Raw genomic sequence first — 23212 nt, forward strand, 5'->3', positions numbered from 1 at the left:
GTTCGCAGGATCGAGTGAACAGACCGGATCGTTGCCGGCTGGTCGCGTTCTTGCTGTCGGCGATTGCGTTGCTGGCCTCGGCAGGTCCGGCTTGGGCCGAAATAACCTCCTCCGCCGCCGCCTCAGGCCGCTATCGCGGCGAAAACATCGTCTCGAACCGCGCCGCGTTGTCGATCGAGGTCGAGCCCGCATCTCCGGCGCTCGCCGTGCGGGTCGATGGCAGCTACGACGACGGCGACGGCGTGGCCGGCAAGTCGGTCGGCGATACGGTCCAACTGGATATCACGGTTGAAAACACGGGTGATACAGGCATGGACGGCATCGCGGTGACGCTTGCATTGGAGCAGGACGGCGAGGCACTGGGGCTTGTCGAACCGCCCCGTCTCGTCGCGGGAGACGACAGCAATCCGGGCGTGCTCGACCGCGACGAAACCTGGCACTTCCAGGCGCATTACCCCATCGCGTTTCCCGAATTGCGCCGTTCCGGTCCTATCATTGCAAGCGCAGCAGTGTCGGGTCTTGGAAGCGGCCGCAGCGTGACGGCGTCATCCCAGACCAGCGTGGAGTTGCCGCCATTGCAGGGCATCGATCCGCACCTGATTTCGCTTTCACACGCCGCCACCAGATTGGAGGCGCAACCGGGAGAGCTTGTCGAATACGCGCTGACAGTCGGCAATCGCAGCGATCGCGTACTGGCGGTGCGCCTGTCGGCCCAACTCGGCGACGGGATCGAATACGTGGCGGACGCCGGCGCCGAAGGCGAGGCGCGCCCCGTTCCGTCCGAAGATGGAAGGGGGCTGGATTTCGGCACGGTACAGGTTGCCTCGGCCAGCAGTGTGACCATTCGGTATGCCGGAAGGGTGTCGGGGGATGTCGCGGATGGCTATCGCGTCAACGATGCCGCGATTTCCGATCCGCGTACCGGGCTGCTGCTTGCACCGACGGCGCGGGCAACTGTGGGTACGGGCAGTGTTTCGAGGAGCAATTGCCGGGGCATTGCCGTTCATGTGTTTGATGACAGGAACCGGAATGGCGTTCATGATGCGGGCGAGGCAGGGATTCCGGGCGTTCGAGTGCTTATGGAGGGCGGGCCGACACTGACGACCGGCCCGGACGGGCGCTTCGTCTCGCCTTGCGAACCGGTGTCGCCGCTGGCCTCGGTCGAAATGCGGTTGCTGCTCGACGAACGTACCTTGCCGAAAGGCCATTACGCGACGACCGCCAATCCGGAGCACGTTCGCATCGGGCGCGGCGAAACCGCGCGCATTGCCTTCGGTGCCGCAGCGGCGCGCGTCATCCGTCTCGATCTCAATGCGGCGGCATTTCTCCACGAAAGCAGCAGGCCCGACCAGCGGACGATCGACGGGATCGCCCGTCTGATTTCGATTCTTGGGCAGGAACGGTCGATCCTGCGGCTGACATACCATGCCCATCGCGAGCCCGTGGAACGCGTCGAAAGTCGCTTGGCGGCCGTCCGGAAAACCGTGCTGGACTACTGGACCGCATCGGGCGGCGCCTATGACCTGGATATCGATGCGAGGATCGTGCTCAACGACGGCTGACGAGCAGGATGTTCGTCACGCCGGTTTGCAAAGCGCCCGGCACGGGTTGAAGCGGCTTCTCCGTTCTGCTTCAAATCGACGTCCGAACCCAGCTGAAGGGAGGATAAGGACGTGGGCGGATACATTCTGGCGATCGACCAGGGCACGACATCGTCGCGAGCCATCGTATTCGATGGAGAACAGCGAATCGCCGGAGTGGGGCAGAAGGAGTTCTCGCAGCATTTTCCGAAGTCCGGCTGGGTGGAGCACGACCTCGAGGAAATCTGGGAAAGCGTGGTCGAGACCTGCCGCACAGCGATCGACCGTGCCGGGGTCCGGCCGTCCGACATCGCGGCTATCGGCATCACGAACCAGCGCGAAACAGTCGCCATGTGGGACAGGACGACGGGCAAGCCCGTGCATCGCGCCATCGTCTGGCAGGATCGGCGAACCGCCCCATTGTGCGATGAGTTGAAAGATAAGGGCCACGAGCCTGATTTTACATCGAAAACAGGACTTCTTCTCGATCCTTATTTCTCGGGCACGAAGATTGCCTGGCTGCTTGACAATGTCGAAGGATTGCGCGGGCGCGCCGAGGCGGGCGATCTCGCTTTCGGGACCATAGACAGTTTCCTGATCTGGCGCCTTACGGGCGGTGCACGGCACGTCACCGACGCGACCAATGCATCGCGCACGCTGCTCTACAATATTGCAGAGAACTGCTGGGACGACGACCTGCTGGCGATCCTCAATATCCCTGCATCGATCCTGCCGGACGTGCTCGATTGCGCTGCCGATTTCGGCACCGCGAAGGCGGAAATCCTCGGCGCGGAAATTCCCGTCTGCGGCGTCGCCGGCGACCAGCAGGCGGCGACCATCGGGCAGGCCTGTTTCAAGCCGGGCATGTTCAAGTCGACATATGGCACAGGCTGCTTCGCATTGCTCAACACCGGGTCCGACATGGTCGGCTCGAAAAACCGGATGCTGACGACGATCGCCTACCGCCTGAATGGTGAAACAACCTATGCCCTTGAAGGCTCGATCTTCATGGCAGGCGCTTCGGTGCAATGGTTGCGTGACGGGCTGGGCATCATCGGGAACGCTGCTGAAACCGGCGCGATGGCCGAAAAGGCCGACCCCGAGCAGGATGTCTATCTCGTTCCGGCATTTGTCGGTCTCGGCGCTCCGCACTGGGACGCCAACGCGCGCGGTGCGATGTTCGGCCTGACGCGCGGCACCGGGCCGAACGAGATCGCGAAGGCGACGCTGGAAGCCGTCTGCTACCAGACGCGCGACCTGCTCGAGGCGATGTACGCGGACTGGGGCAGGGATGCCGGTGCCGGAACGACGCTGCGCGTGGACGGCGGCATGGTGGCATCGGACTGGACCATGCAGTGCCTGGCCGACATTCTCGACGCGCCGGTGGACCGGCCGCAGGTGCTCGAAACCACGGCGCTGGGTGCGGCCTGGCTTGCCGGGTCGCATGCCGGTGTATGGCCGGACCGCGGCGGCTTCGCGAAGACATGGGCGCTGGAGAAACGCTTCGAGCCGAAACTGGATGCCGCGGAGCGGGACCGCAAATATGCCGGCTGGAAGGACGCGGTCAAAAGGACGCTAAGCAGGAGCTAGCGGAAATGTGCGGAGACAATCGACCTTCCGCTTATGATTTTCGCCGAATAATTGTACCAAGGTGATGCGCGCCGTGCCCGGGCTCTCTAGGCCGTCAGCTTCTCAAGGATCGACATTGCCTGCGCAACGGTTTGCAACTGGTCCGCACTCAGGCGCTCCAGCATTTCCTCTTCCCGCGCCTTCAGGATGCCGACCAGCTTGTCATACTCCGTCCGTCCGCGGGCGGTCAGGGCGAGATGCTCGATACGTCTGTCCGCGTCGTCGCGGTCGCGACAGAGCCAACGCCGGCTTTCCAAGGCGGCCACCGCCCGCGAAACCTTGGTCTTGTGCAGGCCGGTCCGTTGCACGATCTCGCGGGCAGTCAGCGTCCTGTCCGCCTGTCCGAGATGGGCAAAGACCTTCCATTCCGGGCGCGTCATGCCGTGCTGGTCACGATAAACCGGCTGGAAATGCCGGCTGACGGCATCCGATATGCGGTCAAGCCGGTAGGGCAGGAAAGTTTCGAGTTCGAAGCTCACAGTCCGCCCCGCTTTCTCACGAATTCAACGATATCCTGCGTACCCTTGCCGTGGCGCAGGTCGGCAAAGACGAACGGCCGTCCGGCGCGGCCCTTCTCGGCGTCGGCGCGCATGCGGTCAAGGTCGGCGCCGACATGAGGGGCGAGATCGGTCTTGTTGATGATCAGCAGGTCGGAGCGGGTGATCGCCGGGCCACCCTTGCGAGGAATGTCGTCGCCCTGGCAGACCGAGACGACATAGAGGGACAGGTCGGCGAGATCGGGCGAGAAGGTGGCTGCAAGGTTGTCGCCACCGGACTCGATGAAGACGATATCGAGATCCTGTACGCGTTCGCGCAGCCGCTCGATGGCGCGCAGGTTGATCGATGCATCCTCGCGGATCGCCGTGTGCGGGCAGCCGCCCGTCTCCACGCCCTCGATCCGCTCGGCGGGAAGTGCCTGCATGCGCACGAGCGCCTCGGCGTCCTCGGCGGTGTAGATGTCGTTGGTGACGACGCCGATGGAATAGTCGTTGCGCATCGCCTTGCACAGTTCTGCGGTCAGGGTCGTCTTGCCCGAGCCAACCGGGCCGCCGATACCGACGCGCAGGGGGCCGTTGGGAGAGAGGGTCATGACAGGAACAGCCTCGGTTCGAGCGTTTCGTGTTGCATGGCGGCAATGTCGGCCAAAACCGTGCTCGTGCCAAGGTCATCGAGCGTCGAGGATGCGGCATGCGCGGCTGTCTCGGCTATTGCCGGTTCGAGATCGGCCAGGAGGCTTGCCGCACCACGCTGGCCGGTGATCGACAGGCGGATCGCGGCCTGCAACTGGTTGGAGACGAATGCGTGGAGAAAGGCGGCGAGGCCATCCTCGAGTGCAATACCCTGCAATCCGCAGGCCGTGCCGACCGCGGCGCAAAGGGGGGTGTCGCGCGGGGGCAGCGCGTCCTGCTCAAACCAGCTTTCCGCCGCTTCCAGAAACCCGTTTCCCTGGTCCGTGGTCTCGCGGAGCCGTTCGGCGGATCCAGTCATCGCGCGCGCCAGTTCCGCGATCGACAAGACGGCCTCGCCGTCGCCGGCAGAACGCCAGGCGGCGGCAAAGAACACCGCGTCGTTCCACTGCGGCCCGGCACGGAGAAGGCATTCGAGCCAGTTTCCGAGCGTGTTCCTGTCCATGACGGTTCCGGCCACCGCCGCCTGTTCCAATCCGCTCGAATAGGCATAGCCCCCGGTCGGGAATACCGGCGAGAGCCAGGACATCAGGCGCAGCAGTCCGGCAGTGCTGTCCATCAGTGCGATACCGAACCGGAAAACAGGTTCACGATGACCACCCCGGCAACGATCAGGGCCAGCCCGAATATTGCCGGCAGGTCAAGGCGCTGTCCGAAAACCAGCCAGGCGGCAAGCGTGATCAGCACAATGCCGGTGCCGGACCAAATTGCGTAGACAATGCCGGCGGGTATTACGCGGATCGGGAAGGATAGCAGCCAGAACGAAACCGAATAGGAGACGACGGTAATGAGGCTCGGCCACAGCCGCGTAAAACTCTCCGCGCGCACCAGCGCGGTGGTGCCGATCACCTCCGCCACGATGGCCGCGCCAAGGAGGAGATAGTTGGTGAGCAGGTGTGGATGCATGAGGCGTATCTGCGGATATGTCGGTTTCAATGCTCGTGGCCATGATGGCGGTCATGGCCGTGCGGTGCCCGGGCGTCGCCATAGGCACCGCCCTCAGGGTCGAACGGTGCCCGCGTGTCCGTGACGGTGGCGCCGAGGCCCTCCAGCATGTCGCGGATGACGTGATCGCGGCGAACGAGGATGCGGTCAGGCAGGATCTGTGCGGCGAGATGGCGGTTTCCGATCTGCCAGGCGAGAGCCAGCAGATGGCGGGCATCGCGGCCTCGAACCTCCATCAGGTCTTCAGGTTCGGCCCTGACCTCGATCACCCGACCGTCGTCGAGCACGAGGCCGTCGCCGTGACGAAGCAGGCGCGCCTCGGCCAGGTCGAGCAGGAAATCGATGCCGCTGTCGGAGGTCATTCTCACGCGACGCCGGTGGCGCGCGGTCTCGTCCAGAGTGATGGTATCTGCGGGATGGTCGAAATGACGGGTTACGGAAGATGCAGTCGGCATGGCGGCGATACTACATCGGATCATCCGTCATGTGCCAGCGCGGAAATCGGCAACCGGGAAATGTGGTGCCTGCCGGAGCATGCGGGCTTCAGAGCCGCTTGACCGCAGCGCGAACCGCCGCGTCACGAGTGGTGCCGCGGGCGCGGAAGGCCGATTCCGGGGTGTTGTAGATCCGGTTCACTTCGCGGGCGACGGAGATGGATGCGCCAACACCCGCAATCATGTTGCCAATCGTGGAGATAAGGGTGTGATTTCTTTCAGCCATTGGCCTTGTCCTCGTAGTGCCTTCGAAGATCATAGTGTTTTTGCTGCGTTGCAACAAATGCAGTTTCCGACTGGCAGCCATGAAATTTCGGGGGGGCGAGGCGGAGGAGGCCGCGGCGCAGTCGCGTATGCGCCGGAAGCCGCGGGGCCGGGCCGGTTGCCCGAATACCGCGCTGTCCGGAAAGGGGCGGGGAGGACGGGGTGCGCAAGGGGGAACCGACGCCGTCGCGCGGAGGATGAAGGCAGGCAGTCCGCAGGCCCCTTCGTAATCGCTCAGTCGTCCTTTCCGGACATCGGCCGGCAGTCGCCGAGCATAGCGGCGACCACCGGCCAGAAGGGGCGGGGTGCGAGCGGAAGCCGCATCCCGGGGGCTATGCGAGCACCAGTTTCTCGATCTCGTGGACCGGATGCCCCGTCAAATCCTTGTCCACCTCGCCGATGACCTTGTCGGCAACCTCCTTATGCAGTTCCTTGCGCAAGGTGCCGAGGACGCCCGGGGCGGCGACAAGGACGATTTCACTGAAGCTTCCCTTGTGTGCGTGCTTGTAAAGAATGTCGGCCAATTCCTTGGCAAACCTTTCCTTTTCCAACTTGTGCCAGTCGGTTTCCTGGACCGCGCTGCGGTGTGCGTTGGCACCTGCCGGGGCGGAGCCTTCAGCGCCTCCGCCATCGTTCAGGCGACCGGGCTTGTCCGTCCCCTGTTCGCCGGTTCGCGGATTTTCATGTTCGATTTCCCGGAAGACCGTCAGGTTGGGGAACTTCTCGTCGCCGTCATTGCGGAGGAACAGCGCCTTTTCGCCGTCCGCGATCACCAGCCAGCCCTTGTTCTTGAGTTTCATGTCAGACATCAGGTCCTCCAGTCTTGCGAATTGAAATCACTAACTCGCAGAATGTGGCGGGGTTGAAATTGATCCCGCTCAATTTGCCGTCGGGAACGCGGCAATAGAGGGGCGTCCGAAAAAAAAGCCCCGGCGGGAGGCCGGGGCCGGGGACATTTCGTGCCGGGAGGCGCGATCAGGCCGCGACGGCCTCCTTCTCGTCGAGATTGGCGAGAATGTTCTGCGGCGAGGAGACACCGTAGGGATCGGTCTCGCAGTTGTCGGAGAAACCTTCTTCCTCGAACCATTTCTCGACGACGCCATCGTTGATCACGGCGCCGTAGCGCCAGGAGCGCAGGCCGAAGCCGAGATTGTCCTTGCGGACCAGCATGCCCATCTTGCGGGTGAATTCTCCGGACCCGTCGGGGATCAGCCCGACCTTCTCGATGCCCTGCGCCTTGCCCCATGCATTCATGACGAAGGCGTCATTGACGGAGATGCAGTAGATCTCGTCGATGCCCTTGGCCTTGAACTCGTCGTACAGCTTCTCGAAGTCGGGCAGCTGGTAGGTCGAGCAGGTCGGGGTGAAGGCGCCCGGCAGAGAGAACAGGACGACGCGCTTGCCCTTGAAGTAGTCGTCCGTGGTCTTGTCTTCCCAGCGATACGGATTCGGGCCGCCGACGGACTCGTCGCGGACCCGCGTGCGGAAGGTGACGAAAGGAACTTTCCTGCCGATCATGGTTCACTCCATCTGTCTCGGTTTTCGGGCGGAAGGCACCGTTCACGAAGAGGATGCGGACGGCGCCGACAAGAGAATTTCGGGCCGCAACTAGCAGCATGTGTACATTTTTGTCCAGCCGGATTGCTGCATTGCACATGGAAAATCCGGTGCGTTGCGGTACCCGTGCAGCGGGAGTCAGAACAGGAAGTATCTTTGCGCCATCGGCAGTGTGTCGGCGGGTTCGCAGGTGAGCAATTCCCCGTTGGCGCGAACCTCGTAGGTCTCCGGGTCGACCTCGATATCGGGCGTGGCATCGTTCAGCACCATCGATGCCTTGGAAATGCCGCCGCGGGTATTTTCCACCGCGACCAGTTCCTTGTCGGTCTCGAGCCGGTGGGCAAGGCCATCCTCGATGGCGGCCTTCGAGGTGAATACGACGGAGGAAGCGGTGCGCGCCTTGGCGTAGGCGCCGAACATGTATCGGTAGTGCACAGGCTGCGGCGTGGGAATCGAGGCATTCGGGTCTCCCATCGGCGCGGCGGCGATGGAACCGCCGATCAGGACCATGTCGGGCTTGACGCCGAAGAAGGCGGGGTTCCAGAGCACGAGGTCGGCGCGCTTTCCTGCCTCGATCGAGCCGATTTCCCCTGCCATGCCATGCGCGATGGCCGGGTTTATGGTGTATTTCGCGATGTAGCGACGGACGCGATAATTGTCGTTGTGCCCCTTTTCCTCCGGTAGCCGGCCGCGCTGGCGCTTCATCTTGTCGGCGGTCTGCCATGTGCGGATGATGACCTCGCCGACGCGGCCCATCGCCTGGCTGTCGGAGGCGATGATCGAGAAGGCACCCATGTCGTGAAGAATATCCTCGGCCGCTATGGTCTCCTTGCGGATACGGCTTTCGGCAAAGGACACGTCTTCAGGGATGTTGGCATCGAGATGGTGGCAGACCATCAGCATGTCGAGATGTTCGTCCACCGTGTTGGTCGTGTAGGGACGTGTCGGATTGGTCGAGGAGGGGATGACATTCGGCAGGCCGCAGACCCGGATGATGTCCGGCGCATGACCGCCGCCGGCGCCTTCCGTGTGGAAGGCATGGATGGTGCGGCCCCTTATCGCCTCTATGGTCGATTCCACGAAGCCGGACTCGTTGAGCGTGTCGGTGTGGATCATCACCTGAACGTCGTAGTCGTCGGCAACCGACAGGCAGTTGTCGATGGCCGCGGGCGTGGTGCCCCAGTCCTCGTGCAGCTTAAGCGCGCAGGCGCCGCCGAGGATCATCTCCTTCAGCGGTTCGGGCAGGGAGGCATTGCCCTTGCCCGCAAAGGCGAGGTTCATCGGAAATGCGTCCGCGGCCTGGATCATGCGGGCGATGTGCCAGGAGCCAGGCGTGCAGGTGGTCGCCAGCGTGCCGTGCGCCGGGCCGGTGCCGCCGCCGAGCATGGTGGTCAGCCCGCTCATCAATGCCTCTTCGATCTGCTGCGGGCAAATGTAGTGAATGTGGCTGTCGAAACCGCCAGCGGTCAGGATCTTGCCTTCGCCGGCAATCGCCTCGGTGCCCGGGCCGATGACAATGTCCACTCCCGGCTGCGTATCCGGGTTGCCGGCCTTGCCGATGGCGGCGATGCGGCCGTCCTTCAGGCCGACATCGGCCTTGTAGATGCCGGTATGGTCGACGATCAGCGCGTTGGTGATGACCGTGTCGACCGCCCCCGAGGCGCGTGATGCCTGGCTCTGGCCCATGCCGTCGCGGATGACCTTGCCGCCGCCGAATTTCACTTCCTCGCCATAGACGGTGCGATCCTCCTCGACCTCGATGAAGAGCTCGGTGTCGGCGAGGCGGACCTTGTCGCCGGTGGTCGGCCCGAACATGTCGGCATAGGCGGCACGGGATATCTTGGCGGGCATTTTACAGTCCTTAGGTCAGTATTCCTGCATGAGCTGGAGCAGTTCCTCGGTGCGCTTGCGCGTCATCGAGGCAAGGCATGAATTGATGATCAGCGGCTGTATCGAGCCGCCGGTGAACTGTGCTCCTTCTGCCGCACATTGGCCGTCGCGATAGTCGATCCAGGCGCGCTGGGCCTTCAGCAGGTTTTCCTCGCCATCCGCCTGGTCCGGATAGTATTCGCGGTTCCCCTCGTCGAGGGACTTCATGTATTCGCGGGCCTTCTTCCAGGTGGCATTGAGGGCGCTGTCCGCGGCCTGCCAATCCTGATGGGCGCAGAAGTTCATGCCCTGCTGCGGCAGGTCGTCGGCATTGGAGCAATCCCAGTCCTGCGAGAGGGCCGGGGCAGATGAAAGCCAGACCAAGCCGAGTGCTGAAATGAAACGCTTCATAGTTCTCCCATGATCTCCTTGCGAAAGCCGTATACCTTCCGGTCGCCGCGCAGCGGCACCAACGTCACATCCCGGGACTGGCCGGGTTCGAAACGCACCGCCGTGCCGGCGGCGATGTCGAGGCGCATTCCGCGTGCCTTTTCCCGGTCGAAGGACAGTGCCGGATTGCATTCGGAGAAGTGGTAGTGGGAGCCGACCTGCACCGGTCGGTCGCCGGTATTGGCGACGGTCAGCGTGACCATGGTCGCGCCTTCGTTGAGGGTGATTTCGCCCTCTTCGGTGATGATTTCGCCCGGAATCATGGTGGCCTCCTAGCCCGCAACCGCTAGCGCGACGCCATATGCGGCCGTGGCACCGCCCGCAACGCGCAGTGCCAGGCGTCCATGCGCATTGTCCAGCGATTTCAGCATTGCGATACCCGTACCCGCGCCAACTGCGTGTAGCAGGGCTGTCGCTGCAATGAAGCCGGCACCGAAGGGAAGGGCACCGGCCGCGCCCAGCTCGGAACCATGCGCATAGCCGTGGAACAGCGCAAAAAATCCGGTCACGACCAGCACCAACTCAACGGGAACCGGTGCGGCCAGCGCTATCAGCAGGCCGAACGCGACGATGGAAGCGAGGATCGCCGGCTCCACGAAGGGCAGCGGCGCGCCGGCGAAGGAGGCGGCAAAGCCTGCCGCCATTACCGCCACGAAGGTTACAGGCGCAGCCCAGACGGCCCGGCCGCCGATCATCGCCGCCCATACTCCAACGGCGACCATGGCAAGGATGTGATCGACGCCGTAGAGCGGATGGGAGAAACCGGCGGCGATGGAGCCGTGCTCGCCCGGATCAAGATGCGCGAAGGCGGGCACCGCTGTGGCGAGGAGCAGGGCGGCGGCGGTGGCAATTCTTCTCATGGCGGTGTCCTTTCATGTCATGTGCCGCATGGCGGGGCGTATTCGAAGGCCTGCTCGGCCGGCGGCGGGCCTGTCAGCGGATCGGTTCGTGCACGGTCACCAGCTTGGTGCCGTCCGGAAATGTCGCCTCGACCTGTATGTCGTGGATCATCTCGGGGATGCCTTCCATGACCTGGTCCCGTGTCAGCACATGGGCGCCGGCTTCCATCAGGTCGGCAACGGAGCGTCCGTCGCGCGCGCCCTCAACAACAAAGTCCGTTATCAGCGCTATGGCCTCGGGATGGTTGAGCTTGACGCCGCGCGCCAGCCTCTTTCGCGCAACTTCTGCCGCCATGGCGATCAGCAGCTTGTCCTTTTCCCGTGGTGTCAGGTTCATTTCTTTCCCCGGCGAGGCGACTCAGGATAGGCGCGGATTCGTTGGTTCCCGCGTTCGCTGCATGGTGGAAAAAAAGGCGTGGAAGTGCAAGCTCGTTGTGCAAAAATTTTGCAATGCGATTTGTCGCATATTTTTTGTGCAGGGCGTGCTGCCCATCGCGGGCGCGAATTATTTTACCTCTTGAAGAAATTCGATCGGGCGGTTTAACTGCATTCCGGGCGCATTGTCCGCGCCCGTGGAGGAAGCATCATGTATCTCGGGATCGACCTGGGCACGTCGAGTGTCAAGGCGCTGCTGATGAACGCGGAACAGGCAATCGTCGATTCCGCGTCGGCTCCGGTTGCGTTGTCGCGACCGCATCACGGTTGGTCGGAGCAGGATCCGGCGGACTGGATCGCCGCCACCGAAAGTGCGCTGGCCGAATTGAAGCGGGACCATGCTGAGGCGATGGCCGCTGTTCGGGGCATCGGCCTTTCGGGCCACATGCATGGTGCGACATTGCTCGGCGCCGGTGACGAGGTGCTGCGCCCCTGCATCATGTGGAACGACGTGCGCTCCCATGCCGAGGCGGCCGCGTTGGATGCCGATCCCCGCTTCCGTGCGATCACGGGCAATATCGTCTTTCCCGGATTCACGGCGCCAAAGCTTGCCTGGGTGAAGAACAACGAGCCGGAGATTTTCGACAAGGTCCGCAAGGTGCTGCTGCCAAAGGACTACCTGCGGCTATGGCTGACCGGCGAGCACATTTCCGAGATGTCCGATTCGGCCGGCACAAGCTGGCTCGACACCGGAGCGCGGGCATGGTCGTCCGAATTGCTTGCCGCTACCGATCTTTCCGAAGACAACATGCCGTCACTCGTCGAAGGCTGCGAACCGGGTGGGCGCCTGCGGGCAGACATCGCCTCCCGCTTTGGCATGAGGGCGGGAATCACGGTCGCTGGCGGGGCAGGGGACAATGCCGCCGCAGCCATCGGCATGGGCACGGTTCGCAACGGGCAGGCTTTCGTGTCGCTGGGAACATCAGGCGTGCTGTTTGCTGCCAACAATGCCTATCTGCCGAATGCTGAAAGCGCGGTGCATGCCTTCTGCCACGCGCTGCCGAACACATGGCACCAGATGGGCGTCATCCTGGCGGCGACAGACTCGCTCAACTGGTACGCAAAGATAGCGGGATCGGACCCCGCGACGCTAACCAAGGCGCTGGGCGACAATCCGGGTGCGCCATCGGGTGTGATCTTCCTTCCCTATCTGGGCGGCGAGCGCACGCCGCACAACGATGCGTCGGCCCGCGGCGCCTTCGTCGGCATGGGGCACGAGAGCGGCCGCGACGCGCTGACCCAATCGGTCCTTGAGGGGGTATGCTTCGCGTTCCGCGACTGCCTCGAGGCTCTGCGGGAAGCCGGCACGACGCTGGAGCGCGCGACAGCGGTCGGTGGCGGTTCGCGCTCGGCATACTGGCTGAAACTGATGGCGACCGTTCTCGGCATTCCCGTCGAGGTTCCGGCTGAAGGCGATTTCGGCGCCGCATTCGGAGCCGCCCGGCTAGGCTTCATGGCTGCCGAGGGAGCCGACCCGGCAACCGTCTGCACGCCGCCCGGGATCGAGGCGGTGTACGAACCGAACAGTGAACTCGAACCGGCGTTCGATACCGCCTACCGGCGCTATCGCGCGCTTTATCCAGCCATCAAGGGAGTGATGACATGAGCACCGGCTTTTTCGGCGACGTGACGAAGATCAAGTACGAGGGGCCGGACAGTACCAATCCGCTGGCCTTCCGCCATTACAATCCCGACGAAGTCGTCATGGGCAAGCGTCTCGAGGATCACTTGCGCTTCGCGGTGGCCTATTGGCATTCGTTTGCATGGACCGGCACCGATCCCTTCGGCGGGGATACGTTCCAGCGTCCCTGGTTCCCGGCCGACACGATGGAACTGGCAAAGCAGAAGGCCGATGTCGCATTCGAAATGTTTTCAGCCCTCGGCGTGCCGTTCTATTGCTTCCATGATCAGGACGTGCGGCCGGAAGGCGCCAATTTTGCAGAGAACACGCGCAATCTGGAGGAAATCGTCGACTACCTGGCGGCAAAGCAGGAGGCGACAGGCGTGAAACTCCTGTGGGGCACGGCGAACCTGTTCTCCAATCGTCGCTACATGGCGGGTGCGGCGACCAATCCCGATCCTGAGGTGTTCGCCTTTGCTGCGGCGACGGTGAAAACCTGCATCGACGCCACGCACAAGCTCGGCGGCGCCAACTACGTGCTGTGGGGCGGAAGAGAAGGCTACGAAACCCTGCTGAATACGGACCTGAAGCGCGAGGATGCCCAGCTTGGGCGGTTCCTGAATCTCGTCGTGGAATACAAGCACAAGATCGGCTTCGACGGCACCATACTGATAGAACCGAAGCCGCAAGAGCCGACCAAGCACCAGTACGATTACGATGTTGCCACGGTCTACGGTTTCCTCAAGCGCCACGGGCTGGAAAACGAGGTGAAAGTCAACATCGAGCAGGGGCACGCGACACTGGCCGGGCATTCCTTCGAGCACGAAATCGAGCTGGCGCAGGCGCTCGGCATATTCGGTTCCATCGACATGAACCGCAACGACTACCAATCCGGCTGGGATACCGACCAGTTCCCCAATAATGGGCCTGAAGTCGCACTTGCCTATTATGCCATTCTCAAAGGCGGCGGATTTACCACGGGCGGAACCAATTTCGACGCCAAGCTGCGGCGCCAGTCGCTCGACCCGGAAGACCTGCTGTATGCTCACATCGGCGGCATGGACACGTGCGCGCGAGGCCTGAAGGCCGCCGCGAAGATGCTGGAGGACGGGATACTCACCAGCTTTGTCGAGGAACGTTACAAGGGCTGGGAGCAGGCCGGTGCCAAAGCGATGCTCGGCGGCGAGCGCTCGCTGGAGCAGATTGCCCAGTGGGTCGAGGAATCGGACATCAATCCGGAGCCGAGATCCGGTCGCCAGGAATATCTGGAGAATGTCGTCAACCGCTACGTGTGATGACGTTTCGCCGCCCGCATGCGCGGGCGGCCATTTCTCCTGATTCCGGGTGCCGCTAGGAAAGCATTCGTGCGACGAGATACCCGGCCAGCGCCGCAATGGCGGTCAGGAGAGTGCCCCAGACCATGTCGACCGCGACAACGGAGAGCGGCCAGTTCTTCAGCGTCGCGTAGTTGGTCATGTCATACGTTCCGTAGGCAACCAGTCCGAGCAGCGCTCCCAGCATCATGACCATTCGGGCAGACTCCGCTCTCAGTCCGGGCATGACAGCGAAAACCACAATGCCTACCCCGTACAGAAGATAAAAGCCCGCTGCCATGCCGAGACGAGGCTGCTCGAGGAGGAGGGCGCCGAGCCGGTCGGCGTAGAAGCTGCGTGCGACGCGCGACAGCCATATGTAGTCGATCAGCAGAAACGCGATCATTGTCGCGCCGTAGGCGAGGGCATATTGCAACATGTCATTGCTCCGGTTCCGTCGTTGATACGTTGCCGGGCCCGTGACGGATCACGGCCCGGAAAGATGCGCTTCCGGTGATCCGCGCCGCCGCGTGCGGCGTATCATCCGGAAAGCAACTTCGGACCGCACATGACCAGAATGAAAATTGCCGTCGTCGGGTCGGGCATTGCCGGGCTATCCGCAGCCTGGCTGCTGTCCCGGAAACACAATGTCACCCTCTACGAGGCCAATGACCGATTGGGTGGACACACCAACACCCTCGATGTCGACACGCCGGAAGGCCGGGTTGCCGTCGATACCGGATTTATCGTCTACAACCGGCAGAATTACCCTAACCTGTCGGCCTTGTTCGATCGTCTCGGTGTTGCAACCAACGAAACCGAGATGAGCTTCGCATTTTCGCTCGGGAACGGGGCATATGAGTATTCAGGCTCCGGCGTGCACGGCTTCTTCGGCCAGTGGCGCAATACCGTCTCGCGGCGCCATTGGCGCCTGCTGCGCGATATTTCACGCTTCTTTTCCACCGCGCGGGCGCGTATCGAAACGCTGCCGTCCGACATGTCCTTGGGAGATTTCCTGCATTCCGAGGGGTACAGCCCCTGGTTCGTCACCGATCATATCGTCCCGATGGGCGCGGCGATCTGGTCGACCAATGCCCGGGACATGCTGCGGTTCCCGGCCCGAAGTTTCGTCGATTTCTACGATAATCACGGCATGCTGCAATTCGCACAGCCGGCGTATTGGCGCACGGTGACCGGCGGCAGCCGCAACTATGTGGCCAGGTTGATCGCCGACAGCGACATGGAAATCGTTTCCGGCGCCGCCGTCCGGCGTCTCGTTCGCCATTCCGACTATGTCCTCGTTTGCGACGAACGAGGCGTGTCGCGTCCGTTCGACCATGTCGTGATCGCCAGCCATGCGGACCAGGCGCTTGCCATGCTCGACCGGCCAGACGACGCGGAAGCCAAAATACTCTCCGGTTTCCGCTACCAGGACAATCTGGCGGTCCTGCACCGGGACCGGCGATGGATGCCGCGCCGCCGGCGGCTGTGGTCCAGCTGGAACTACATCGCCTCGGCCGATCCGGGCGAGGGCCTGTGCGTAACCTACTGGATGAACCGCCTCCAGAGGCTCGATACAAAAACCGACCTGTTCGTGACGCTCAATCCGACTGCGCCGATTCACGCCAAGGCGGTGGACGCGGAAATACCCTATCGTCACCCCGTGTTCGATGGGCGTAGCGCACGGGCCCAGCGGGAAATGTGGTCCATACAGGGCAGCCGGCGAACCTGGTTCTGCGGGAGCTATCTCGGATACGGTTTCCACGAGGACGGCATCCAGAGCGGCCTCGCGGTGGCCGAGATGCTCGGCGGCACAAGGAGGCCATGGGATGTCGAAAACGAGTCCGGCCGGCTGTCCCTGCCTGCCGGACGCGGGCTGGAGGCGGCGGAGTGATGCGGCCCGGCGAGGGAATCTACCTTGGCGACGTCGTTCACACGCGCGTACGGACAGTTCACCACAAGCTGCGCTACCGCGTGTTCGCCGTCCTGTTCGATTGCACGACGCTTGACGCGCTGGACAGGCGGCTGCGGCTGTTCTCTCGAAACCGGTTCAACCTGCTTGGCCTGTACGACCGCGACCACGGCGACGGCACGGATATCGCGTCGTATCTCGATGACCTGGCTCGGCAGGCGGGCATGGAGGGAACCGTGTCCCGCTTTCTGATGCTATGCTATCCGCGCGTGCTCGGCTATGCGTTCAATCCGCTGACCGTCTACTACGGACTCGACGACGAGGATCGTGTCTGCCTCGTGGTCTATGAAGTCAACAACACCTTCGGCGAACGCAAGACTTATGTCCTGCCCGCCGCTCAATCCGACAGTGGAACAATCACTCAGTCCTGCGCCAAGCGGCTCCAGGTCTCGCCATTCAATGGCCCGACAGGCACCTACAGTTTTCACCTGACAGTTCCGCTCGAGGAAATCACCGTCGGGGTTGCGTTGCGCGACGAAGAGGGGCCGGTGCTGAAAGCGCATTTTCACGGCCGGCAGGCACCGCTCACCGACGCGGGGCTTTTGCGCGCGGTGGCGCGAACCGGCTGGATGACGGTGAAGGTCACCGCCGGGATTCACTACGAGGCACTGAAGCTCTGGATGAAGGGGCTTCGTTTGCAGCCGCGTACTGTCGCGCCGAAACGGTCCGTCGATTTGGGTGTTCGACCGGAAAACGCGGATTTTCACAACCGCTGAGTGCCGTTTCAGCGCTTGCTTCTTCCCATAACAAACCGCGATACGTACCAGAAGAATACCCGGTTCGGCAGGATGCGGAGCAGCTTGACGGCGCGAACGAAACCGCGGGGGAATATGATTTCGTATTGTCGCTTCTCAAGTCCGTCCAGCAGGGCGCGTGCCGCGGCCGGCGCCGGCATCAGTCCCGGCATCGGGAACGGGTTCTCGCGTGTCATCGGCGTGTCAATGAAGCCGGGATTGACCAGCGAAACGGTAATGCCGAGGGGAGCCAGTTCGCTTTTCAGAGTTTCCGCCAGATTGATCAGGGCCGCCTTGGTCGGGCCGTAGGCCGCCGAACGCGGTAGCCCCCGGTATCCGGCGACGGATGCGACAATGACGATATGACCGCTGCCGCGCTCTCGCATGCGGGGTACCAGCGCCGCGAGCGCGTTGACGACACCCATGTAATTCACCTCGATACCGGCCCGCATTGCCGCGAGGTCGATGTCGGCCCGATCGAGAAGGGTCCAGGTGCCGGCATTAAGGACGGCAAGATCGATCGGACCGGCGTCGCGCTCGATGGCGCCTATGCATTCGGCAACGGCCTGTGCATCGGTTACATCAAGCGGGACGGGATGCAAACGGGGATCCGTGCTGGCCAACTCCTCGAGCTTGTCGGTCGAGCGTGCCGATATGGCGACCGTTTCGACGCGACGAGCCAGCAACATCGCGAGCTCGCGGCCGATCCCGGTACTTGCGCCGGTGATCCACGCTACTTTCCAGGGCGGGGCCCCGCTGCCGGACATGTTCATATTCCGATGAAAGGCTGGAGCAGCCGGCCAAGGAGACCCGCGAAGCGGAGCGGCGTGTCGGTGGCCACGAGGCAAATGCAGGGTTCATCACCCTCGACACATGGCTGATGCTCAACATGTTCATCGAGATCCGCAATGTCGCCGGGACCGAACAGGCCGAGTTCGTCCCGGTAGGCGCCGGACAGGATCAGAGTCATCTCCGATCCGCCATGCCCGTGTTCCGGTACGGCGACCCCCGGGGCGACCCACAGCATGTATAGCGCGGAAGACGTTGCGGTATCTGTCCTGATCACATGTTTCTTAACGCCCGGTGCGATCCGGCGCCAGGGTATGGCGTCGAGTCGGCCTCCGATCTTTCGGTTGAGCGGCGGCGGCAGGTCTCCCACACGCCGTGACGACCTTTTTGCGGCAGGACGCGCGATGTCCGCCTGTCCGCCGGCGCCTTCTATCCGGTTCCACAGGGAACTCAGCGCGTTGGCACCCAGGTCCGCAGGTTCGCAGGCGAACAGCATCTCGCCGCCCAATTCCTCGGCATCATGCGCTGCCTTGCGACATCGGTCGCACATGGCCAGATGCGTCGCGACAACAACGAGAAATGCTTCGTCGAGGTCGCCGCTAGCATAACGGACCAACGTCGCTTCATCGAGATGATGGGCGATACTCATCGTGCTTCTTCCAGTTTCAGTTTCAGTTTTGCGTAGGCGAGGCGCATGCGCGATTTGACCGTGCCAAGCGGCAGCGACAGGCGTTTCGCGATTTCGGTCTGTGCCATGTCGTGCATATATGCCAACTCGATTATCTCGCGTTGTGTGCCGGGCAGATCTACAATGGCATCTGCAACCTTGCTGTTGCGTTCGGTCGTCGCGAGGACCTGTTCCGCGTCCGGCTCCGGAGACTCGAACTCCATTTCCATGATGTCGTCATACGGCCGTGAAGACATGCGCCTGAGCTTGTCGATACGGCTGTTTCGAGCGATCGAAAATATCCATGCGCTTACCGTTCCGCGCCCCGGAGAGAAATAACCGGCCTTGCGCCACACGGCCATGAAGACGTCCTGTACTATGTCTTCAGCCATGGCATGACCGGACCCGCTTTTCAGCATCAGGGCCTTCACACGTGGTCCGAAATGGACGAACAATTCCTCGAATGCGGCGCGGTCGCGCTCGCGAACGCGGATCATGAGGGCTGCAAAGTCCTTTTCGCCGTCCAACTGTCCCAACGTTTTCACCTGCGTAGCGCCGAGCGCCATGTGATCACTTCTCCCTGTAGGCTACGTTATTACGCAGGCGGGAGCCAATCGGATCAGTTGCGCAGGTCAGACGGCTTCCTGACGCCAGGGTTCCAGGATCGCACGGGCTTCGACGCGCCCCCTTTCGGTCAATGCAAGAGCGTCGCCATCGCGGACGACCAGTCCCTGGTCGATGGATTGACGCAAGACGTGACGGGCGCGGGTCTCGTCCCAATGCAGGTGGTCGTGCAGCGCGGCAGCGACGTTCTCTTCATCCTGTGCCGGCCCGCCCTCGTGATTGTAGAGATGGACGGCGAGCGTACGGCACTCGTTGGCGCGCTCGCGGCTACGCCGCCGCACGATCTGGGCGATCATGCCATAGCGCGGGCCGGCCAGGAACGCCGCCAGCAGGAATATGCCGGTCATGACCGCCATCATGCCGCCGATGGAAACGTTGAGCGAAACGGCGAGCCAATAGCCAGCGATGGAGGACATGATCGATATCGCGCAGCCATAGACCAGCATCAGCCAGAGCCGGTCGGTCAGGAGGTATGCCGCCGAGGGCGGAACTATGACGAAGGCAATGAACAGGATGGCGCCGACGGAATCGAAAGCGGCGACAGCGGTGCCGCTCAGTAGCGCAAGCAGGGCGTAGGAAAGGATGCCTGGGGCGAATCCGAGGGCACGGGCCAGCGACCTGTCGAATGTGGCGAGTTTCAATTCCTTGAAGAACAGGATTACGAAGGCAAGGTTTGCCAGCGTCATTGCACCCATCGACAGCAATGCCTGCGGCACCGGGTAACCGGCGATGTCGACCGTATCGAGCCAGACGAAACCGATTTCGCCCAACAGTACGGTGTGCTGGTCGATGTGCACGTTGCGGGCGTAGATGTTGAGCAGCAGCACGCCAATGGAAAACAGCACGGGGAAGACAAGGCCGATGGCCGCGTCGTTCTTTACACGGCGGGTGGATACCAGGAGTTCGGTCAGGAAGACGGTGAAAACGCCGGTCAATGCCGCTCCGACGATTTGCACCGGACCGGACTGCTGTCGCGTCAGCATCCAGACGATCACGATGCCGAACACGATGGAATGGCTGATGGCGTCGGACAACATTGAATTGCCACGCAGCACCAGGAACGTCCCCACGAGACTTGCAGCGGTGCCGACGAGCGCCCCCGTCAACACGATCATCACGGAAGGATTGTCGAAGATGGCCGCGAGCATCGTCATGCCTCCCGCTTGCCGAGTGTCGCCAGGATGCGCTCGGCCTCTGCAATGCCGTCCGGTGTCAGCATCCAGTGCGGCGTTGGCTCCGGTGCATGGACAACGGGCTGCACGAGGCCGCGATCCTGCAGCCTGTGCATGACGGAAACCGTCGCGATACCGTGGTAGGTATCGAGCATTCCCTGTTCGGACGGATAGGCGGAATCCCCGTGATGCGCTGCGAGCCGGTAGAGCGTGGTAAGCACCCGCTGACTGCGCAGGCTGCGGCGGTTCCGGGCGCGACGGATCATCTCCCAGACAATGCCGCGTCCTGGCGCAAACAGCAGGGAAAAGCCGACTGCCGCGGACGCGGCGAGCACAATGAGCGGTCCGGTGGCGAGGCCGCGGCCGAGCGCCGATACGATTGCGCCTGCCATTCCCGAAATCATGCCGATCAGCGCCGAAAGCAGGACCATGACCTCGAGCCGGGAACTCCATTGTCGGGCAGCGACGGCGGGGGCGATGACCATCGCGGCCATCAGCACAACACCCACCATTTGCAGACCGACGACGACGGCGAGGGCGATCATCACCGTGAGCGCGATCTCCAGGACCAGAACGGGAAGGCCGAGCGTGCGGGCGAATACGGGGTCGAAGGTGACGAGCTTGAATTCCTTCCAGAACGCGGCGACCACCGCGAGCGCCGCTGCCGTGATCCCTCCCATGATCCAGAGATCGGAACGCAGGATCGCGGCTGCCTGCCCGAACAGGAAGGAATCGAGGCCGCCCTGGGCGGCGTTGCCGGTGGACTGAATCCATGTGAGCAGAACGACGCCAAGAGCGAAGAAAACACTGAGCGAAATGCCGAGGCCGGCATCGGTCTTCAACCGGCTGTTGCGTGTGAGCAGAAGCATGAACAGGGCCGCCAGAGCACCTGTAATCAGGGCGCCGCCGAGGATGTAGCCGAGATCACGGGTGCCGGCGACGATGAAGCCGAGACATACGCCGGGCAGCGCGGCATGCGATAGAGTGTCGCCGAGCAGGCTTTGCCTGCGCAGGACGGCGAAGGAACCCAGCACGCCGGATATGAGGCCAAGCAAAGCGGCGCCAAGCGCCACGTTGCGGATGGTGTAGTCGGAGAGAAACTCCAGCATCAGCGATTGCCTTCGAGATTGACCACCTTTCCGGCGTCTTCGGGGTCGAGCGTCACGTCCCGTTCCAGCAGGGCAATCTGGCCGCCATAGGCCTTGCGAAGATTCTCCGGCGTGTAAACGTCGGCGACCGGCCCCTGGGCGATGACCCGGACATTCAGGATCAACATCCAGTCGAAATACGAGCGCACGGTCTGGAGGTCGTGGTGAACGACGATCACGGTCTTGCCGTCATCGCGCAGCCTGCGCAGGATACCGACGATGGCGCGTTCCGTTGTCGCGTCGACGCCGGCCATCGGCTCATCAAGGAAGTAGACATCGGCTTCCTGCACCAGTGCGCGGGCGAGGAAGACACGCTGTTGCTGCCCTCCGGACAACTGGCTGATCTGGCGATCGGCAAAATCCTGCATGCCGACCAGCGACAGCGCGTTCATGGCCTTCTCGCGCTCTTTGCGGCCCGGTCTCCGCAGCCAGCCGAGGTGGCCGTAGAGGCCCATCGTGACAACGTCGAGCGCATTGGTCGGGAAATCCCAGTCCACGCTCGATCGCTGCGGGACGTAACCGACGCGGCTGCGGCGGCTTTCATAGGGCAGGCCGTGGATTCGCACGTGGCCCGCGGTGGGCTTCACGAGGCCCAGTATCGACTTGATCAGCGTCGACTTGCCGGCACCATTCGGCCCGACGATTGCCGCCATGACTCCGGGCGGGACATCGAAATCGATGTCCCACAGCACGGGTCTCGCATGGTAGCTGACCGTGAGGTCCTCGACATGGACCGCAAGGTCTGGTTCGTGAAGCTTGTTTGGCAAGGTGCGGCTCCTATTCGCCGACGGGGGAAAGATGCCACTGCTGCGCCCAGCCGGCAAGAGTGGCGGGCAGGGGCGGCGGCGTTCCGCCCAGAGCGCGCGTGATATTGTAAGTGTTCTCGTAGATCATGCCGATATAGGTGCCGCCGGCGGTGCCACGCTCGCCCATGGCATCGGAATAGAGTTCCGCACCGATCTCGATTCTGTGGCCCTGTTGCGCGGCCGCGTCGATGACTGCCTGGATGGTGCGCGGATTGATCGTGCTTTCGACAAAAGCCGCCGGAATTTTGCGTTCTGCCACCATGCGGGCCGTTTCCCGAATGTCGGCGACACCGGCCTCGGACTCCGTGGAAATGCCCTGGATGCCCGCAACTTCCAGGCCATAAGCCCGGCCGAAATAGTTGAAGGCGTCATGCGCCGTGACAAGGATGCGCTGGCCTTCCGGAATGGACGCGATCGCCTCCGCCGCCCACGAGTCGAGCGCGGCAAGCTGTTCGGCATAGGCGTCGGCATTTGCCCGGAACCGGTCCGAACACTCGGGCCGGACCCCGGAGAGTTCGTCGGCGATCACCGGTACCGTTTTCACCCAGAGACCGGGATCCATCCACAGATGGGGATCAATGCCATAGATATCGGCAACGGTGATCAGATCGGACGGCGGGATCGATGCCGGGGAAACGGCGATGGTCGGGGTGCGTTCCGAGAAACGCTCGAGAACGTCTCCAAGCTGGCCTTCCAGCGAGTAGCCCGAATAGAAGATGATATCGGCTGACTGGAGCGTGCGTACGTCCCGGGCCGTCGCCTGGTAGAGATGCGGATCGACGCCCGGTCCCATCAGGGCGGACGAGGCCACGCATTCGCCGCCGACATTGGATACAACATCCGCGATCATGCCCACGGTGGAAACGGCGGTGACAGGTTCCTGCGCCATGACGGAGGTCGGGCCGAACATGGCGGACATGATTGAAGCGGCAATGATTGTTCGACGGAATGGCATTGGGGAGTGTCCTTTGTTGCGTACTTTAGAATGAATATGAAAACGATTTGCAACTGTCAATCCAGTTGCAAATGATTTGCATTTTCATTCTTGTTGCTGGAC

The 23212-nt window shown here is 62.8% G+C and carries 27 protein-coding genes; 6 read left to right on the forward strand and 21 right to left on the reverse strand.

Annotated elements, in window-relative coordinates; all coding sequences use genetic code 11:
* The first annotated feature begins 14 nt into the window (after positions 1-14).
* Entirely contained in the window at positions 15-1562 is a 1548-nt protein-coding gene (locus tag HTY61_RS02605) for a hypothetical protein (protein WP_175275331.1), read from the forward strand.
* Positions 1563-1673: 111 nt separating this feature from the next.
* The gene (gene glpK, locus HTY61_RS02610; RefSeq protein WP_175275332.1) at positions 1674-3170 is read left to right on the forward strand and encodes a glycerol kinase GlpK; all 1497 of its coding nucleotides are present in this window, start codon (positions 1674-1676) and stop codon (positions 3168-3170) included.
* 86 nt (positions 3171-3256) lie between these two features.
* Here the strand turns inward: glpK and HTY61_RS02615 are convergent, their stop codons facing one another.
* From HTY61_RS02615 to HTY61_RS02675, 13 genes are all read right to left on the reverse strand, one after another.
* Positions 3257-3688: a MarR family winged helix-turn-helix transcriptional regulator gene (locus tag HTY61_RS02615; RefSeq protein ID WP_246272900.1), complete on the reverse strand. Its 432-nt coding sequence runs from the start codon at positions 3686-3688 to the stop codon at positions 3257-3259.
* A complete protein-coding gene (ureG, locus tag HTY61_RS02620; protein ID WP_175275333.1) occupies positions 3685-4299 on the reverse strand; it encodes an urease accessory protein UreG in 615 nt (204 codons plus the stop codon). Before ureG ends, HTY61_RS02615 begins: the two co-directional genes overlap by 4 nt.
* Positions 4296-4955 carry an urease accessory protein UreF gene (locus HTY61_RS02625; RefSeq protein ID WP_175275334.1) on the reverse strand — a complete coding sequence of 220 codons (660 nt, stop codon included), beginning with the start codon at positions 4953-4955 and terminating at the stop codon, positions 4296-4298. The genes ureG and HTY61_RS02625 overlap by 4 nt, the downstream gene beginning before the upstream one ends.
* A complete protein-coding gene (locus HTY61_RS02630) occupies positions 4955-5302 on the reverse strand; it encodes an SMR family transporter (RefSeq protein WP_175275335.1) in 348 nt (115 codons plus the stop codon). Before HTY61_RS02630 ends, HTY61_RS02625 begins: the two co-directional genes overlap by 1 nt.
* Before the next feature lie 26 nt (positions 5303-5328).
* On the reverse strand, positions 5329-5703 hold the full coding sequence (locus tag HTY61_RS02635) for an urease accessory protein UreE (RefSeq protein ID WP_343045208.1): 375 nt from the start codon (positions 5701-5703) through the stop codon (positions 5329-5331).
* A 181-nt stretch (positions 5704-5884) separates the two neighbouring features.
* Positions 5885-6061, reverse strand: coding sequence for a hypothetical protein (locus HTY61_RS02640; protein ID WP_175275337.1), 177 nt, complete (start codon positions 6059-6061; stop codon positions 5885-5887).
* 370 nt (positions 6062-6431) lie between these two features.
* Entirely contained in the window at positions 6432-6908 is a 477-nt protein-coding gene (locus HTY61_RS02645; RefSeq protein ID WP_175275338.1) for a baeRF12 domain-containing protein, read from the reverse strand.
* 166 nt (positions 6909-7074) lie between these two features.
* Positions 7075-7617: a peroxiredoxin gene (locus HTY61_RS02650; RefSeq protein WP_175275339.1), complete on the reverse strand. Its 543-nt coding sequence runs from the start codon at positions 7615-7617 to the stop codon at positions 7075-7077.
* A gap of 177 nt (positions 7618-7794) precedes the next feature.
* On the reverse strand, positions 7795-9507 hold the full coding sequence (gene ureC, locus HTY61_RS02655) for an urease subunit alpha (RefSeq protein WP_175275340.1): 1713 nt from the start codon (positions 9505-9507) through the stop codon (positions 7795-7797).
* A gap of 15 nt (positions 9508-9522) precedes the next feature.
* Positions 9523-9936: a lysozyme inhibitor LprI family protein gene (locus HTY61_RS02660; protein ID WP_175275341.1), complete on the reverse strand. Its 414-nt coding sequence runs from the start codon at positions 9934-9936 to the stop codon at positions 9523-9525.
* Complete coding sequence (locus HTY61_RS02665; protein ID WP_175275342.1) at positions 9933-10238, reverse strand: urease subunit beta; 306 nt, start codon at positions 10236-10238, stop codon at positions 9933-9935. Before HTY61_RS02665 ends, HTY61_RS02660 begins: the two co-directional genes overlap by 4 nt.
* Positions 10239-10247: 9 nt before the next feature.
* Positions 10248-10835 carry a HupE/UreJ family protein gene (locus HTY61_RS02670; protein WP_175275343.1) on the reverse strand — a complete coding sequence of 196 codons (588 nt, stop codon included), beginning with the start codon at positions 10833-10835 and terminating at the stop codon, positions 10248-10250.
* Between the two features lie 73 nt (positions 10836-10908).
* Positions 10909-11211 (reverse strand): urease subunit gamma, encoded by a 303-nt coding sequence (locus HTY61_RS02675; protein WP_175275344.1) that lies wholly within the window; start codon positions 11209-11211, stop codon positions 10909-10911.
* A 249-nt stretch (positions 11212-11460) separates the two neighbouring features.
* Here HTY61_RS02675 and xylB point away from each other — a divergent pair, with 249 nt between their 5' ends.
* Both xylB and xylA read left to right on the forward strand, forming a co-directional pair.
* Complete coding sequence (gene xylB, locus HTY61_RS02680; protein WP_175275345.1) at positions 11461-12915, forward strand: xylulokinase; 1455 nt, start codon at positions 11461-11463, stop codon at positions 12913-12915.
* Positions 12912-14225, forward strand: coding sequence for a xylose isomerase (gene xylA / locus HTY61_RS02685; RefSeq protein ID WP_175275346.1), 1314 nt, complete (start codon positions 12912-12914; stop codon positions 14223-14225). Before xylB ends, xylA begins: the two co-directional genes overlap by 4 nt.
* Before the next feature lie 55 nt (positions 14226-14280).
* On the opposite strand, the gene HTY61_RS02690 is transcribed toward xylA, so the two are convergent.
* A complete protein-coding gene (locus tag HTY61_RS02690; protein WP_175275347.1) occupies positions 14281-14682 on the reverse strand; it encodes a DUF2177 family protein in 402 nt (133 codons plus the stop codon).
* 129 nt (positions 14683-14811) lie between these two features.
* Between HTY61_RS02690 and HTY61_RS02695 the strand changes: the two genes are divergently transcribed.
* Positions 14812-16137, forward strand: a complete 1326-nt coding sequence (locus tag HTY61_RS02695) for an FAD-dependent oxidoreductase (RefSeq protein ID WP_197945356.1) — start codon at positions 14812-14814, stop codon at positions 16135-16137.
* A complete protein-coding gene (locus HTY61_RS02700; RefSeq protein ID WP_246272997.1) occupies positions 16137-16931 on the forward strand; it encodes a DUF1365 domain-containing protein in 795 nt (264 codons plus the stop codon). The genes HTY61_RS02695 and HTY61_RS02700 overlap by 1 nt, the downstream gene beginning before the upstream one ends.
* A gap of 8 nt (positions 16932-16939) precedes the next feature.
* Here HTY61_RS02700 and HTY61_RS02705 read toward each other — a convergent pair whose 3' ends face one another.
* The 7 genes from HTY61_RS02705 to HTY61_RS02735 all read right to left on the reverse strand — a co-directional run bounded on the left by HTY61_RS02705 (position 16940) and on the right by HTY61_RS02735 (position 23110).
* Positions 16940-17716 (reverse strand): SDR family NAD(P)-dependent oxidoreductase, encoded by a 777-nt coding sequence (locus HTY61_RS02705; protein WP_246272901.1) that lies wholly within the window; start codon positions 17714-17716, stop codon positions 16940-16942.
* A gap of 2 nt (positions 17717-17718) precedes the next feature.
* A complete protein-coding gene (locus HTY61_RS02710; protein WP_175275350.1) occupies positions 17719-18387 on the reverse strand; it encodes a ChrR family anti-sigma-E factor in 669 nt (222 codons plus the stop codon).
* Positions 18384-18971, reverse strand: coding sequence for a sigma-70 family RNA polymerase sigma factor (locus HTY61_RS02715; RefSeq protein ID WP_175275351.1), 588 nt, complete (start codon positions 18969-18971; stop codon positions 18384-18386). Before HTY61_RS02715 ends, HTY61_RS02710 begins: the two co-directional genes overlap by 4 nt.
* A gap of 66 nt (positions 18972-19037) precedes the next feature.
* Positions 19038-20177, reverse strand: coding sequence for a metal ABC transporter permease (locus tag HTY61_RS02720; RefSeq protein WP_175275352.1), 1140 nt, complete (start codon positions 20175-20177; stop codon positions 19038-19040).
* 2 nt (positions 20178-20179) lie between these two features.
* Complete coding sequence (locus tag HTY61_RS02725) at positions 20180-21310, reverse strand: metal ABC transporter permease (protein ID WP_175275353.1); 1131 nt, start codon at positions 21308-21310, stop codon at positions 20180-20182.
* Complete coding sequence (locus HTY61_RS02730; RefSeq protein WP_175275354.1) at positions 21310-22116, reverse strand: metal ABC transporter ATP-binding protein; 807 nt, start codon at positions 22114-22116, stop codon at positions 21310-21312. The genes HTY61_RS02725 and HTY61_RS02730 overlap by 1 nt, the downstream gene beginning before the upstream one ends.
* A gap of 10 nt (positions 22117-22126) precedes the next feature.
* Entirely contained in the window at positions 22127-23110 is a 984-nt protein-coding gene (locus HTY61_RS02735) for a metal ABC transporter solute-binding protein, Zn/Mn family (RefSeq protein WP_175275355.1), read from the reverse strand.
* Positions 23111-23212: the final 102 nt, after the last annotated feature.

The sequence above is a fragment of the Oricola thermophila genome, assembly GCF_013358405.1.
Classification (GTDB): domain Bacteria; phylum Pseudomonadota; class Alphaproteobacteria; order Rhizobiales; family Rhizobiaceae; genus Oricola; species Oricola thermophila.

Bases quoted from the DNA above. Each gene is read 5' to 3' on its own strand.
- HTY61_RS02705 (WP_246272901.1), bottom strand. From the start codon at position 17,716: ATGTCCGGCAGCGGGGCCCCGCCCTGGAAAGTAGCGTGGATCACCGGC.
- HTY61_RS02710 (WP_175275350.1), bottom strand. From the start codon at position 18,387: ATGAGTATCGCCCATCATCTCGATGAAGCGACGTTGGTCCGTTATGCT.
- HTY61_RS02675 (WP_175275344.1), bottom strand. From the start codon at position 11,211: ATGAACCTGACACCACGGGAAAAGGACAAGCTGCTGATCGCCATGGCG.
- xylA (WP_175275346.1), top strand. From the start codon at position 12,912: ATGAGCACCGGCTTTTTCGGCGACGTGACGAAGATCAAGTACGAGGGG.
- HTY61_RS02640 (WP_175275337.1), bottom strand. From the start codon at position 6,061: ATGGCTGAAAGAAATCACACCCTTATCTCCACGATTGGCAACATGATT.
- HTY61_RS02735 (WP_175275355.1), bottom strand. From the start codon at position 23,110: ATGCCATTCCGTCGAACAATCATTGCCGCTTCAATCATGTCCGCCATG.
- ureG (WP_175275333.1), bottom strand. From the start codon at position 4,299: ATGACCCTCTCTCCCAACGGCCCCCTGCGCGTCGGTATCGGCGGCCCG.
- HTY61_RS02695 (WP_197945356.1), top strand. From the start codon at position 14,812: ATGACCAGAATGAAAATTGCCGTCGTCGGGTCGGGCATTGCCGGGCTA.
- HTY61_RS02720 (WP_175275352.1), bottom strand. From the start codon at position 20,177: ATGCTCGCGGCCATCTTCGACAATCCTTCCGTGATGATCGTGTTGACG.
- ureC (WP_175275340.1), bottom strand. From the start codon at position 9,507: ATGCCCGCCAAGATATCCCGTGCCGCCTATGCCGACATGTTCGGGCCG.
- HTY61_RS02660 (WP_175275341.1), bottom strand. From the start codon at position 9,936: ATGAAGCGTTTCATTTCAGCACTCGGCTTGGTCTGGCTTTCATCTGCC.
- HTY61_RS02645 (WP_175275338.1), bottom strand. From the start codon at position 6,908: ATGTCTGACATGAAACTCAAGAACAAGGGCTGGCTGGTGATCGCGGAC.
- HTY61_RS02625 (WP_175275334.1), bottom strand. From the start codon at position 4,955: ATGGACAGCACTGCCGGACTGCTGCGCCTGATGTCCTGGCTCTCGCCG.
- HTY61_RS02650 (WP_175275339.1), bottom strand. From the start codon at position 7,617: ATGATCGGCAGGAAAGTTCCTTTCGTCACCTTCCGCACGCGGGTCCGC.
- HTY61_RS02700 (WP_246272997.1), top strand. From the start codon at position 16,137: ATGCGGCCCGGCGAGGGAATCTACCTTGGCGACGTCGTTCACACGCGC.
- HTY61_RS02690 (WP_175275347.1), bottom strand. From the start codon at position 14,682: ATGTTGCAATATGCCCTCGCCTACGGCGCGACAATGATCGCGTTTCTG.
- HTY61_RS02635 (WP_343045208.1), bottom strand. From the start codon at position 5,703: ATGACCTCCGACAGCGGCATCGATTTCCTGCTCGACCTGGCCGAGGCG.
- HTY61_RS02670 (WP_175275343.1), bottom strand. From the start codon at position 10,835: ATGAGAAGAATTGCCACCGCCGCCGCCCTGCTCCTCGCCACAGCGGTG.
- xylB (WP_175275345.1), top strand. From the start codon at position 11,461: ATGTATCTCGGGATCGACCTGGGCACGTCGAGTGTCAAGGCGCTGCTG.
- HTY61_RS02665 (WP_175275342.1), bottom strand. From the start codon at position 10,238: ATGATTCCGGGCGAAATCATCACCGAAGAGGGCGAAATCACCCTCAAC.
- HTY61_RS02725 (WP_175275353.1), bottom strand. From the start codon at position 21,310: ATGCTGGAGTTTCTCTCCGACTACACCATCCGCAACGTGGCGCTTGGC.
- HTY61_RS02715 (WP_175275351.1), bottom strand. From the start codon at position 18,971: ATGGCGCTCGGCGCTACGCAGGTGAAAACGTTGGGACAGTTGGACGGC.
- HTY61_RS02630 (WP_175275335.1), bottom strand. From the start codon at position 5,302: ATGCATCCACACCTGCTCACCAACTATCTCCTCCTTGGCGCGGCCATC.